Here is a 12242-nt window from a genome sequence, read left to right on the forward strand (position 1 = left end):
TTACGAAATACTTATTTCACCCGAGAGTATGTGACATCCGTCCACTAGATCGGTAGCACCGCCGGGTAACAACAGTTTCTTTCTGACAGCGGTCAAACGGCCGCGTATGAACCACGAGCAGTCACGAGCGCTGTACGACCGCGCCCTGTCGGTGCTGTCGGGCGGCGTCAACTCCTCCGTGCGAGCGACGCGGCCCTACCCGTTCTTCGTCGAGAAGGGGGACGGCGGGCATGTCATCGACGCCGACGGCAACCGCTACATCGATTTCGTCATGGGCTACGGGCCGCTACTACTGGGCCACAGCCTGCCCGAACAGGTCCAGTCGGCCATCCAGCAACACGCCGCCGAGGGGCCGATGTACGGCGCCCCCACCGAGGTCGAGGTCGAACTGGCCGAGTTCGTCACCCGGCACGTCCCCAGCGTCGAGATGCTGCGGTTCGTCAACAGCGGGACCGAGGCGACCGTCTCGGCGGTCCGACTGGCTCGTGGCTACACCGGGCGGGACAAGATAGTGGTGATGCAGAGCGGCTACCACGGCGCACAGGAGTCGACGCTGGTCGAGGGCGAGGGCGACCACACCACACCCTCCAGCCCCGGCATCCCCGAGAGCTTCGCCGAACACACGCTGACGGTCCCGTTCAACGACGAGGACGCCGCCCGCGAGGTGTTCGAGGAACACGGCGACGACATCGCCGCGGTCCTCACGGAACCGATCCTCGGGAACTACGGCATCGTCCACCCGGTCGAGGGCTACCACGAGACGCTGCGGGAACTGTGTGACGACCACGGCTCACTGCTGGTCTTCGACGAAGTCATCACCGGCTTCCGCGTCGGCGGCCTCCAGTGTGCCCAGGGCGCGTTCGACATCGACCCCGACATCACCACCTTCGGGAAGATAGTCGGCGGGGGCTTCCCAGTGGGCGCAATCGGCGGCAAGAGCGAAATCATCGAGCAGTTCACGCCCGCCGGCGACGTGTTCCAGTCGGGCACGTTCTCGGGCCACCCGGTCACGATGGCCGCCGGGCTGGAGACGCTTCGGTATGCGGCTGAACACGACGTATACGACCACGTCAACGACCTCGGCGAGCGCCTCCGGGCGGGCCTACAGGACATCCTCGAAGACCAGGCCCCCGAGTACACCGTCGTCGGCCGCGACTCGATGTTCAAGGTCATCTTCACCCGGGACGGGCCGGACTCCTTCGAGGGGCACTGCGAGGCCGGCTGCCAACAGCAGGAGTCGTGTCCCCGCTTTGATTACTGTCCGAAGACCGGCCACGACGTGACACAGGCCGAGACCGAGCGGTGGGAGCGGCTGTTCTGGCCCGCGATGAAGGAACAGGGCGTGTTCCTCACGGCGAACCAGTTCGAGTCACAGTTCATCTGTGATGCCCACACAGGTGAAGACATAGAGAATGCGCTCGAAGCGTACAAAGAGGCGATATGAAGTGAGCGACGACGACATCGCACTCTCGGAAAAGCGGATGTACGGCGAGAAGCGCCCGGAGACCCACGCGTACGTCGCGTCGGGGCTGGGCGTCACCCGCGTCGAAACGGCCGGCGGCCAGATCGGCCGGTTCAGCCTGAGCGAGCGATGCAACGCCCGCGACGTGGCCGGCGGAAGCGGCGAAGTCGCGGTCGCTACCGACGAGGACGTGCTCGTGTTGACCGACGACGGCTTCGTCCCGACCGGGTTCGGCCCGGCCACCGCTGTCGGCTACGACGGCGCGGGCCTGCTGGCGGCCGGCGAGGGCCGCGTCGCCCGCTACGCTGACGGCGACTGGGCCGAACTCGGAACCGTCGACGACGTTCGCGCCATCGATGGCGACCGCATCGCCGCGGCCGATGGCGTGTACGCCCTGCCGTCGCTCGACCGACTCGGCCTGATAGACGTGGCCGACGTGGCCGGCGACTACGCCGCGACCGAGAGCGGGCTGTACCGCCGGAACGGCGACGACTGGACCGAGGTTCGCTCGGGGAGTCACCGGGCCGTCGCCGCCGACGGCGAGCGCGTCCACGCCGCCGCGGCGGATGGACTGTACGAACTGACAGCCGGCGGCTGGGAGCCATGTGCGTTGCCGGCGACCGAGCGCGTGGTCGACGTGGTTCACGGCGACGACACCTACGCCATCACCGAGAACGGCACCTTCCTCGTTGCGACCGCGGCCGAGGCGACCGCCGACGGACAGGGCGGCTGGCGACAGCGCTCGCTGGGCGTCCCCGATGTCGTCGGCGTCGCCGTGGCCTGACCCCGACAGCAGTAATCGGCCGCGTGCCTGTCTCACGCGCCACACCCGCTTACAGAACCGAAACAGGGTTTAGCCCGGGCAGCCACCCACCGCACATGATTATCCCCGGAGCTGATACGCAGGCGTTCGCGGCGACTCTCGCCGAGGCGACCGGCGAGCAGCTGGGACGGGTCGAGTACGAGCGGTTCCCCGACGGCGAGCACGTCGTCCGCGTGCCCGAGGCGGTCTCGGGCGAACGAGCCGTCGTCGTTGCCTCGACCGTCGACAGCGACGCCCACGTACAGGTACTCCAGTTGCAGGACGCGGCCCGCGAGAGCGGAGCCAGCGAGGTCGTCACTGTGATCCCGTACATGGGCTACGCCCGGCAGGACGAGGCGTTCAAGCCCGGCGAGCCGGTTTCCTCGCGGGCGATGGCCCACGCTATCTCGACCGGGACGGACCGCGTGGTGACGGTGAACCCCCACGAGCCGGCCGTCTGTGACTTCTTCGACGTGCCGGCCACCCACGTCGACGCCGCGAGCGTCCTCGCGGACCCGCTGCCGGACACCCTCGAAGACCCGCTCTTCCTCTCGCCCGACGAAGGCGCAATCGACCTTGCGAGGACAGTCCGGGACGCCTACGGCGAGGGTGAAACGGACTTCTTCGAGAAGGACCGCGACTACGACACCGGCGACATCGAAATCCGACCCAGCGACGCGCCGGTCGAGGGCCGGGACGTGGTGCTTGTCGACGACATCATCGCCACCGGGTCGACGATGAGTGAGTCGGTCAGCGTCCTCGGCGACCGCGACGCACAACGGGTGTTCGTCACCTGCGTCCACCCGATGCTCGCCAGCAATGCCCTGACAAAGCTCAACACCGCCGGCGTCGAGGCCGTCTACGGCACGGACACGCTCGAACGCGCCGTCAGCGAGGTCAGCGCCGCGCCGGTCGTCGCAGACCAGTTGTAGTCACGCCTTGTTTGAGCGGGGACGTCACTCCGACGCTTCCGCAGCCGCGACCGGAGCAATCGCGATCCCGCATCCACCTTTTTCAGCGTCGGGTTCGCTCGCGATACTCGCGAACCGCTCCTTGAAAAACGTGGGTGAAAAAGCAGCACGCTCCCTCCGGTCGCGTGCTGTTCTAATCAGATGCTTCCACGGCCGCAACGGGAGCAATCGCGATCTCCATCTCCACGCCCTCGACATCCCACGTTTTGCGGTGGCCATCTTCGACGCTGTCTAGCTCGTCCGCGCGGACCTCCTCTTTGATCAGGGATTCGTGTTCGCGGACCAGCGAGTCCACGCGCTCGTCGTCGATTGCGAGGTCAACGACAATCCGTTCCTCGATGTCCAGTTCGAGGTCCTTGCGCATCTCCTGAATTCGGCGGATGACCTCGCGGGCGTACCCCTCGCTCTCAATATCCTCAGTGAGCGCAGTGTCGACGTAGACGACGCCGCCGCCGTCGAGGGCAGTGAACTCCGTGCCGGTGACGCCGTCGGGCGTCTCGCGGCGGAATTCGACCATCTCCTCGGTGAGATCGATGTCCTCACCGAGCGCGTCCGAGACCGTGCCTTCGAGGGTATCGAGGGACTGCTCTGCGACGCGGGACTCGTTGAGCGCGTTCATCACGCGGCCGGCATCGTCGCCGAAGGCCGGGCCGAGTTCGCTCATGTCGGCCTCGGCGGAGTAGGCGAGTTCGCCCCACTCGTCGTCAGCGCCGACGACTTCGACCGCGCGGGCGTTCAGGCGGTCGGCGATGATGGCCTCCTGGGCGCGGACGGCGTCAGCCACGTCGTCGCTGTCCACGTCGACGACGACGCGGGTGACGGGCCAGCGGAGCTTGCGCTCGGCCTGCTGGCGGGCGTTCGACCCCGCTTCCTCGACCTCGCGGACGACCTCGATTTCGCGTTCGAGGGCGGGGTCGTGCAGGTCGTCGTCGGCCTCAGGCCAGTCGCACATGTGGACCGTCGGGTGGCCGGCGTCGCCGGTGAGCGCCTCGTAAATCTCCTCGGCGACGAAGGGCGTGAACGGCGCGAACAGGGCAGCGACCTCCTCAAGCACGCGATAGAGGGTGGCGTAGGCGGCCTGCTTGGAGGCGCTGTCCTCTTCTTCCCACATCCGTTCGCGGACGACCTGGATGTAGAACCGCGAGACGTCTTCGACGACGAACTCCAGGAGTTCGTCGACCGCCTTGTCGTTCTCGAAGTCGTCCATCGACTCGGTCATCGCCGCCTCGACGCTCTGGAGTCGGGAGAGGACCCACTCGTCGACGAGTTCGAGGTCGTCCCGCACGTCCTCGACGGTGGTCGCTTCGGCGGCTTCGCCGCCTTCGCCTCGATCCGACTGCGTCGGATCGCCGGGCTCGAAGTCGTCGGCCCGCATGTACGGCAGCGGGAAGCGCGCGACGTTCCAGAGGATGTTCAGCCGGCGCTGCATCTCGGCGGTCTCCTCCCAGGAGAAGTTCATGTCCTCGCCCTGGGCGGTCACCGACAGCAGGAACAGCCGCATCGGGTCGCGGCCGTGTTTCTCGATGACCTCGTGGGGGTCGACCAGGATACCCTTCGATTTGGACATCCCGCGGCCGTCGGGCATGTTGGCGTAGCCGTGCATCAGCACCTGTTTGTACGGAATCTCGCCCGTCGCGGCGGTGCTCATGCCCAGCTGGGACCAGAACCAGCCGCGGGTCTGGTCGTGGGCCTCCATGATGAGGTCGGCGGGCCACAGCTCCTCGAAGTCCTCGGTCTGTTCGGGGTAGTCGACGGTCCCCCACGTGGCCACGGAGGAGTCGAGCCACACGTCGAAGACGTCGCCGACGCGGGTGTAGGTCGTGCCGTCCTCGGTGATGGTGAGGTCGTCGACCGTACCCTTGTGGAGGTCGACCGACTCGGGGTCGATGTCCTGGTCGACGCGCTCGGCGAGTTCCTCACGGTCGCCGACGACGATGGCGTCGTCCATCGACCCCGACCAGTCTTCGGGCAGCCAGATGGGGATGGGGATGCCCCAGTAGCGCTGCCGGGAGACGTTCCAGTCCGGCGCGTCCTCGACGAAGTCGCGGAAGCGGTTGTCCCGCGCCCACTGGGGGTACCACTCGCTGTCCTCGATGTTTTCGAGCAGTTCGTCCTTGATGTCGGTGACCGTGATGAACCACTGGTCGGTGACGATGCGGACGATGTCGGTGTCACAGCGCCAGCACTGCCCCTCGCGGACGGTGTGGCCCTCCTCGCTGGAGAGGAGGTGTCCGTTGTCGTCGAGGTCGGCGATGACGTCGTCGTTGGCGTCGCGGACGAAGGTGCCCTCGTACTTGCCGGCGGCGTCGGTGTAGACGCCGTCGGAGCCGACCGGACAGAAGATTTCGAGGCCGAGTTCCTGCCCGCGCTCGAAGTCCTCCTCACCGTGGCCGGGCGCAGAGTGGACCAGCCCGGTGCGGTCGGCCTCAACGTAGTCGGCGGTGTACACCTGCCCCGAGCCCTCGCCCTGGGCGTGGTCCGGCACTTCCTCGGCCAGCGGGTGGTCGTACTCCCAGCCGACCATCCCCTCGCCGGTCAGTTCCTCGACGACCTCGTAGTCGTCGTAGCGGCCGGCCTTCAGCACGTCCTCGACGCAGGCCTCGGCGACGTAGAGGCGTTCTGTCTCGCCGTCTTTCGTGGCGTCGACGCCCACGTAGTCGAGGTCGCCGTCGACCGCGACGAAGGTGTTGGCGACGATGGTCCAGGGCGTCGTCGTCCAGATGACCAGACTGCCCTCGCGGTCGGCGAGTTCGAATTTCACGTAGATGGAGGGCTTGCCCACGTCGTGGTACTCGACCTCGTTGTTGGCGATGCCGGTCTCACAGCGGGGGCACTGGTTGATGGAGCGCTGGCCCTGCTCGACGAGGCCGCGCTCGTGGGCCTGCTGGAAGCCCCACCAGGCGGCCTCCATGTACTCTGGGTTGACCGTCTTGTACGGGTCGTCCCAGTCCATCCAGACGCCGAAGTCCTGGAAGTCGCTCTGGAGGCCTTCGAGTTGCTCCTCGGCGAAGTCCTTGCACTCCTCGATGAAGTTCTCCTCGCCGAAGCGCTCGATGTCCTTCTTGTTCTCGAAGTCCAGGCGCTCCTCGACTTTCGTCTCGATTGGGAGCCCGTGCATATCGTAGCCCGGCCGGTCGGTGACGTCGTAGCCCTGCATCCGCAGGTAGCGGATGTAGCAGTCCTTCAGGGTCTTGTTCCACGTCGTCCCCATGTGGGCCGCGCCGGAGGTGTATGGCGGCCCGTCGACGAAGAAGTAGTCCTCGCCGTCGGCCCGGTGGGCCTTCGTCTGCTCGTAGGCGTCGACGTCGTCCCAGTACTCGAAGACGCCGTCCTCGACGGCGTCGGGGTCGTACTGGTCGTCGACAGCGGCGAAACGTTCCATACCCGTTCCATCCGCCGCCGGCAATAAAGGACAATCGATTGTGTGCCTATCGTTCAGACACCACAGTTGGCGGCCTCCCGACGCCGGTTAGCGCTCGCGCTGGAGGAGCAGCCCGGCCGTCTGCCCGCTGTTTTCGGTTATCGGTGCGACGACTTCCCAGCCGTCAGCGCCGAGTTCGTTCAACTTCTCGGTAGGGACACTACTGCTTCCGAACATCCCGGTGTCGACGTCGAGGGTCTTGTACTCGTAGGAGGGCATACACGCACTGTGGCGGCGACCAGCGGCAAACCTCTTGTGGTAGCGACCGCCACGGCTTTGCCGCCGACGGCCGTGCCCTCGCGTGTGCCCGCGTTTCCCGACGACGAGCGGCGCAACGCTCTCGCCGACGAGTGCCGGCGCTGTCCCGGCCTCGCCGAGAGCCGGACCTGCATCTCGTGGGGCAACGGCCCGCTGGACGCCGACCTCGTGGTCGTCGGCGAGGCCCCGGCCGAGGGCGACCCCGAGGCCGAGCAGTGGCGGGGCGGCAACCTGACCGGGATGGCCTACACCTCGCGGCGCTCCGGCCGGACGGTCAGGGCGGTGCTCGCCGACGCCGGCTACGGCCACGACGCCTGCTACTTCACGAACGCCGTGAAGTGTCACCCGCCGGGGAACCGCGACCCGACCGACGCGGAGCTTTCGAACTGCCGGCCGTACCTCGTCGAGGAGGTCGAAGCGGTCGAGCCGGCGGCCGTCGTGACGACCGGCAAGCACGCGACGAAGACGGTGCTGGCGCTGGACGACGCCGCCCTCGATGGCTTCCTCGACAGCGTGCTCGACCCCCGCCGGAGCGAGGCGCTGGGCGTGCCCGTTGTCCCGCTGCTCCACCCCTCGTACCAGGAAGTGTGGCTCTCGCGGCTCGGCTACGACCGCGGGGCGTACGTCGACGCCATCGCCGAGACGGTGGCCGGCGTCGCCGACACCTAGAACCTTCTTGTGACCGCCGGACGCAGGGGCGACCATGAGCGAGGACTGCATCTTCTGTCAGATTGTCGCCGGCGACATCCCCAGCCGCACCGTCTACGAGGACGACACCGTGCTGGCGTTTCTGGACGCCAACCCCCTCTCGCCGGGCCACACGCTCGTCATCCCGAAGGCCCACCACGAGCGGCTGAACGACACGCCCGACGACGTAGCGGGGGCGGTCATGTCGACCCTGCACGACCTCGTCCCCGCGGTCGAGGCGGTCGTCGACGCCCCCGCCAGCACGGTCGCGTTCAACAACGGCGAGGCGGCCGGCCAAGAGGTCCCCCACGTCCACGGCCACATCGTCCCGCGGTTCGAGGACGATGGCGGCCGCCCGATTCACGCGCTGGTCACCGACCGGCCGGACCTCTCCGACGACGAACTGGACGCCATCGAATCGGACATCGTCGCCGAGCGGGACTAAAATTCCGTATCCTTTTATCGAAAGATACGCCAACAGCGACGCATGGGGGTTTCGACGCTCGCGTTCGTCGGGTGCACCGGTGGGGCTGGAACGACCAGGTTGACAGTCGAGACAGCGGCGACGCTGGCCCGGAGTGGACGGTCCGTCGCCGTCGTCGACGCGGCCTTCGGGACACAGGGGCTGGCTACCTACGTCGGCGGGCGAATCGACGCCGACGTGACCGCGGTGGCGGTCGGCGACGCGTCGGTCGATGACGCGCTGGTTGAGTGGGATATCGACGCTGACGGGCGAGTCGCGCTCTGTCCGGCCCACGCGCCGTTCGAGCGCCTCGCTCGGGCGAAGTCGGCCGAGAGCGCACAGACGCTCGAACGGGCAATCGAGGAGTTGGCCGGCCGGTTCGACCACGTGCTGCTGGACGTGCCGCCGATTGCATCGAATCAGGCCGTCGCTGCTGCCACGACCGCACAGCGGCGGGTGCTCGTGGTACCGGCAAGCCAGCGCGGGAGCGACCTGCTTCCGCGACAGCAGGGCCGGCTCCGGGACATCGGCGCGCCGGCCACAGCCGTCGTCGCGGCCCGGGTGGACGGCGACGACGCCGAACCGGTCGAGGACGCGGCACACACGGTCGGGCACATCGGGGCGGACGCGCCCAGGCCGCTCGCGACCGACCCCGACACCGAGGTCGCACCGGCCGTCGCCGCGATGACCGAGGACTTGCTCGACGTTGACCTCGGCCTGACCTTCGAGGACGACGGGCTGTTCTCCCGCTAAGGGAGCGGGACGACGACGACCGGACGGTCGACCTGGGTGAGCAGTTCCGCGGCTGTCGAGCCGACGCCGTCGCTGTCGTCGGTCCCGCGATGGGGTCCGATGATGAGTTCGTCCGGGTCGTACTCGTCGACGGCCGCCAGTATCTCCGTCACGGGCGCTCCCTCCCGCGTCTCCGTCGCGGGCGCGAACGCCGCGAGCCGCGAACGGGCGACGTTGACCGCGTCACCCGCATCGCGCGACGGCGCGTCGGGGTCGCGGACGGCGACCACGACGACTTCGGCGTCGGCTCCGGGGTCGAGCCGGTCCTGGAGGTAGTCGGCGGCGGCCGCGGTGACGTGGACGGACCCGGTGGCGAGCAGAAACGTCGTCATGAACGACTATCTGGGGCCGGTTGGCTTCGGGCTTTCGCTCGTCTCAGACGGCCGCCAGCAGTAGCTGGAGCGCCTTCGGCATCATGACGCCGACGACGAGCTGGGTCCACATCGTGAACGTCGCCGGGTACTCCTTGGTCCCGGTGACGAACTCGACCTGCTTGCGGTAGCGGCGGTACTCCGAGGGCGGATTGAGCGCGTCGAACGACCGGATGTCCCACGGCGCGTCGACGTGGTCCCTGGCCCGCCTGTCGAGGTCGTAGAGGAGTTCGCGCTTCTGTCGGGCCATGTGCTGGTGGAGGACGTAGATGCCGTAGGCCATGATGCCGACCGACAGAACCCAGACGGCGGTGAACGCGGCGTTGACCGCCAGCCCGGGCGCGTCCAGCGCGCTGTAGCCGAGCGCGCCGGTGAGGATGTGGGGGCCGTACGTCGCGACGGCGTAGGCGACGAGCCCGACCATCAGGTAGTAGTAGGCCAGCTTGACCAGTTCGCCGACCGGCCGCATCCCGCCGAGTTGCTCCGGGTCGAGGTAGTCGAGTGTCACGTCCGCCGCCGCAATCCGTCGGGGTAGCAGTACCTCGACGGCGACGTACGTCGCGAGAAACGCGGCAAGCACCGGGACGTAGCCAAACGGCGTCACGACGAGGAAGCGAAACACCCGCGTCGCGCCGCCGGCGTCGTAGAGCTGTGGGACGGTGAGGATGACGACGGCGTTGACGAGCGTGAATCCGGTGCCCAGGCCGATGAGCAGCCAGACGAGGCGGTCCGGCACCAGCCCGTCGAACTGCGACGGGTCGTCGACACGCGCTTCGATATTGCTCCGGGCGAGCGCCCGGTCGTAGCGACGGTACAGCGACTCCGTCGCGAGCGCGGCCCCGAGCAACACCAGCGGCCGGAGCAGCCACAGCGGGTTCTGGACGAACGTCAGCACCTGGCCAGTGAGAAGGCGGTACCCCTGCAACCCGACCAGTTCCACGGCGACGACAGCGACGGCGAACCACGTGAGCGGCCCCCACGTCGGCGTCTCGGTCGAACGGTCGCTTCGCATGCCCAGTCTGCCGGCGAGGCCGGCAAAGGGTGGACTGCCGGCGCGCGGACGCCGGCCTGAATGGTCACCGGTATCCATGTGTTAACTGTCCACATGAAAATCTAATCAAACTGGCGGCGAGACGGGTCCCCGGTGAACTGACGGCCGGGTCCCGACGAGAGCCCCGTCTTCGCCCGCCGCACCGTCTATACAGATAGCGACAGCACCACAGTCGCCGTATGTACGTAGCGGACAGGCATTCACCGGCGAGTCACTGCGTGTACCCATGTCCAGACCCGAGACCGCCGGCACGTCCCTGTTCGTCTGTCCGTTCTGTGAGCGGACGTTCGAACAGTCGCTGACGGCGTGTTCCAACTGCGACAGCACGGTCGTGCTACCGCTAGAGTGTCAGTCGGCCTACGACAGCATCCTCTCGATGTGTCGGAAGTAGGTCGCCCGGACGCGATACCGGCCACCGGCCGGGGCCGGCGTCACCGACGGGCTTACATATAGCCCACCCTGTACCCGAGAGCGTGCGCGTCGAGAACAGTTTCATCGGCACCGACGGCGTCGGGGAGAAGACCGAGCGGTCCATCTGGGAGCAGGGCGTCACCCACTGGGACGAGTTCGAACCGTCAGTCGTCGGCGGGCAGCGCGGCGACCGCATCCAGCAGTTCATCGACGAGGGGCGCAAGCGGGTCGCCGAAACCGATGTTACCTACTTCGATCAGACTTTCCCCAACAGCGAGCGCTGGCGGTTGTACGAGACCTTCCGCGACCGGGCCTGCTTTTTCGACATCGAGACGACCGGGTTAGACCAGGACCGCAATCAGGTGACGACGGTGAGCCTCCACCAGGACGGGGAGACACAGACGCTCGTCGCCGGCGACGACCTGACCGCGGCGAACCTCCGGGCCGCGTTCGACGGCGCGGACCTGCTGGTGACGTTCAACGGCAAGCGCTTCGACGTGCCCTTCCTCGAAGCGAACTTCGACGTCGACCTCGACCGCCCGCATCTGGACCTGATGTACACCTGCAAGAAAATCGGACTCTCCGGTGGGCTCAAACAGGTCGAGCAGGACATCGGTATCGAGCGAGACCGGCCGGATATCTCAGGTCGGGACGCAGTCCGACTCTGGCGGGAACACGAGCAGGGCCGCGACGGTGCACTCGAAACACTGGTGTCGTACAACCGCGAGGATACGGTGAATCTCAAGACGCTGGCCGAGACCGCGACCGAGCGGCTCGACGAGGAAGTTTTCGTCGGCTGAAGATGAGGGAGTGAATCGTCACCATACCCCCATCGTTTCAGGTGGAAAGCGGAGTGATTATCGTCTGTGGAGGAGTAGTGAGACGGTTGCCAGGCTACTGACTCCAGAATGGCGTGTGCCCGTGGCCGAGGACGAGAGAAGCCATATGCCAGACAACAAGGTCGAGGAACAGCGCCGTGTCCTGTTCAGTACCGACGCCGTAGAGCGAGGGGAGGTACAACAGCGGCAGCAACACCGCTCCCCAGAACGCAAAGGGTCGGATACCAGCAAGCGTCACGGTCCAGGCCCCGCGGGCGGCGAGCGCGAGCGTATCGAGATATCGACCGGTGTCCGTCGGTCGTAGTGTGTCGGTGTCGCTCTGGTGCGGGAGCGGAGGACTATCGCCGCTCGATGATCCCACCGTCTCTCCCCCTGTCTGACCTCGGTATCATTGGTTGAATCAACAGTATACCCCACCTAATCCGTGGTCACTACACAGATAGGCGACTGCACCAGCGCGTCTATCTGTATTCACGTTCGCAAGGTCTGTCATGTCTGTGCCGACAGGAGTCACACTGGATTCACGGCGTCTTCACAATCCGGACACGTGGCGAGCATCCGCGGCCAGTCTCCGGCCGTGTCGTACGCGATGACGAGGTTCGCCGCAGGAATCGTCACGTCACATGCCGGACACTGCCCCAGCGGTGGGTCGATCGTTTCTATATCACTGTCCCACATACACCAAACTACGCACTCAACACATATTGTTACCAG

14 protein-coding genes are annotated in these 12242 nt (G+C 66.9%); 8 read left to right on the plus strand and 6 right to left on the minus strand.

Annotated features, from left to right (window positions below; translation table 11 throughout):
- Nucleotides 1–106 precede the first annotated feature (106 nt).
- From hemL to AMS69_RS03815, 3 genes are all read left to right on the plus strand, one after another.
- Nucleotides 107–1444, plus strand: a complete 1338-nt coding sequence (gene hemL, locus AMS69_RS03805; protein WP_053966755.1) for a glutamate-1-semialdehyde 2,1-aminomutase — start codon at nt 107–109, stop codon at nt 1442–1444.
- A 1-nt stretch (nt 1445) separates the two neighbouring features.
- Nucleotides 1446–2246 carry an HVO_0234 family beta-propeller protein gene (locus tag AMS69_RS03810; RefSeq protein ID WP_053966756.1) on the plus strand — a complete coding sequence of 267 codons (801 nt, stop codon included), beginning with the start codon at nt 1446–1448 and terminating at the stop codon, nt 2244–2246.
- A 95-nt stretch (nt 2247–2341) separates the two neighbouring features.
- Nucleotides 2342–3196: a ribose-phosphate diphosphokinase gene (locus AMS69_RS03815; RefSeq protein ID WP_053966757.1), complete on the plus strand. Its 855-nt coding sequence runs from the start codon at nt 2342–2344 to the stop codon at nt 3194–3196.
- Nucleotides 3197–3368: 172 nt separating this feature from the next.
- On the opposite strand, the gene ileS is transcribed toward AMS69_RS03815, so the two are convergent.
- Nucleotides 3369–6617, minus strand: coding sequence for an isoleucine--tRNA ligase (gene ileS, locus AMS69_RS03820; RefSeq protein WP_053966758.1), 3249 nt, complete (start codon nt 6615–6617; stop codon nt 3369–3371).
- Nucleotides 6618–6704: 87 nt separating this feature from the next.
- A complete protein-coding gene (locus AMS69_RS19550; RefSeq protein ID WP_004517651.1) occupies nt 6705–6875 on the minus strand; it encodes a DUF4177 domain-containing protein in 171 nt (56 codons plus the stop codon).
- 84 nt (nt 6876–6959) lie between these two features.
- Here AMS69_RS19550 and AMS69_RS03825 point away from each other — a divergent pair, with 84 nt between their 5' ends.
- Genes AMS69_RS03825 through AMS69_RS03835 form a run of 3 tightly spaced genes read left to right on the plus strand, consistent with a single transcriptional unit; the run spans nt 6960 to nt 8817 of the window.
- The gene (locus AMS69_RS03825; RefSeq protein ID WP_053966759.1) at nt 6960–7583 is read left to right on the plus strand and encodes a uracil-DNA glycosylase; all 624 of its coding nucleotides are present in this window, start codon (nt 6960–6962) and stop codon (nt 7581–7583) included.
- A gap of 34 nt (nt 7584–7617) precedes the next feature.
- Complete coding sequence (locus AMS69_RS03830; RefSeq protein WP_053966760.1) at nt 7618–8046, plus strand: HIT family protein; 429 nt, start codon at nt 7618–7620, stop codon at nt 8044–8046.
- A gap of 42 nt (nt 8047–8088) precedes the next feature.
- Nucleotides 8089–8817, plus strand: coding sequence for a ParA family protein (locus AMS69_RS03835; protein ID WP_053966761.1), 729 nt, complete (start codon nt 8089–8091; stop codon nt 8815–8817).
- Here AMS69_RS03835 and AMS69_RS03840 read toward each other — a convergent pair.
- Nucleotides 8814–9188, minus strand: a complete 375-nt coding sequence (locus AMS69_RS03840; protein WP_053966762.1) for a universal stress protein — start codon at nt 9186–9188, stop codon at nt 8814–8816. The genes AMS69_RS03835 and AMS69_RS03840 overlap by 4 nt on opposite strands.
- Before the next feature lie 43 nt (nt 9189–9231).
- Nucleotides 9232–10317, minus strand: a complete 1086-nt coding sequence (locus tag AMS69_RS03845) for a hypothetical protein (RefSeq protein WP_238378341.1) — start codon at nt 10315–10317, stop codon at nt 9232–9234.
- A gap of 187 nt (nt 10318–10504) precedes the next feature.
- Between AMS69_RS03845 and AMS69_RS20090 the strand changes: the two genes are divergently transcribed.
- The gene (locus AMS69_RS20090; RefSeq protein ID WP_155119935.1) at nt 10505–10669 is read left to right on the plus strand and encodes a hypothetical protein; all 165 of its coding nucleotides are present in this window, start codon (nt 10505–10507) and stop codon (nt 10667–10669) included.
- An 82-nt stretch (nt 10670–10751) separates the two neighbouring features.
- On the plus strand, nt 10752–11489 hold the full coding sequence (locus tag AMS69_RS03850; protein WP_053966764.1) for a ribonuclease H-like domain-containing protein: 738 nt from the start codon (nt 10752–10754) through the stop codon (nt 11487–11489).
- 94 nt (nt 11490–11583) lie between these two features.
- On the opposite strand, the gene AMS69_RS03855 is transcribed toward AMS69_RS03850, so the two are convergent.
- Together AMS69_RS03855 and AMS69_RS20495 are read right to left on the minus strand one after the other, a co-directional pair.
- Nucleotides 11584–11889, minus strand: a complete 306-nt coding sequence (locus AMS69_RS03855; protein WP_053966765.1) for a hypothetical protein — start codon at nt 11887–11889, stop codon at nt 11584–11586.
- A 149-nt stretch (nt 11890–12038) separates the two neighbouring features.
- Entirely contained in the window at nt 12039–12206 is a 168-nt protein-coding gene (locus AMS69_RS20495) for a DUF7837 family putative zinc-binding protein (protein WP_170082663.1), read from the minus strand.
- Nucleotides 12207–12242: the final 36 nt, after the last annotated feature.

Source organism: Haloarcula rubripromontorii (genome assembly GCF_001280425.1).
Lineage (GTDB): Archaea > Halobacteriota > Halobacteria > Halobacteriales > Haloarculaceae > Haloarcula > Haloarcula rubripromontorii.

Excerpts from the sequence above, each read along its gene's own strand:
- hemL (WP_053966755.1), top strand. The coding sequence starts at position 107 with ATGAACCACGAGCAGTCACGAGCGCTGTACGACCGCGCCCTGTCGGTG.
- AMS69_RS03815 (WP_053966757.1), top strand. The coding sequence starts at position 2,342 with ATGATTATCCCCGGAGCTGATACGCAGGCGTTCGCGGCGACTCTCGCC.
- ileS (WP_053966758.1), bottom strand. The coding sequence starts at position 6,617 with ATGGAACGTTTCGCCGCTGTCGACGACCAGTACGACCCCGACGCCGTC.
- AMS69_RS19550 (WP_004517651.1), bottom strand. The coding sequence starts at position 6,875 with ATGCCCTCCTACGAGTACAAGACCCTCGACGTCGACACCGGGATGTTC.
- AMS69_RS03830 (WP_053966760.1), top strand. The coding sequence starts at position 7,618 with ATGAGCGAGGACTGCATCTTCTGTCAGATTGTCGCCGGCGACATCCCC.
- AMS69_RS03835 (WP_053966761.1), top strand. The coding sequence starts at position 8,089 with ATGGGGGTTTCGACGCTCGCGTTCGTCGGGTGCACCGGTGGGGCTGGA.
- AMS69_RS03840 (WP_053966762.1), bottom strand. The coding sequence starts at position 9,188 with ATGACGACGTTTCTGCTCGCCACCGGGTCCGTCCACGTCACCGCGGCC.
- AMS69_RS03845 (WP_238378341.1), bottom strand. The coding sequence starts at position 10,317 with ATGGATACCGGTGACCATTCAGGCCGGCGTCCGCGCGCCGGCAGTCCA.
- AMS69_RS20090 (WP_155119935.1), top strand. The coding sequence starts at position 10,505 with ATGTCCAGACCCGAGACCGCCGGCACGTCCCTGTTCGTCTGTCCGTTC.
- AMS69_RS20495 (WP_170082663.1), bottom strand. The coding sequence starts at position 12,206 with ATGTGGGACAGTGATATAGAAACGATCGACCCACCGCTGGGGCAGTGT.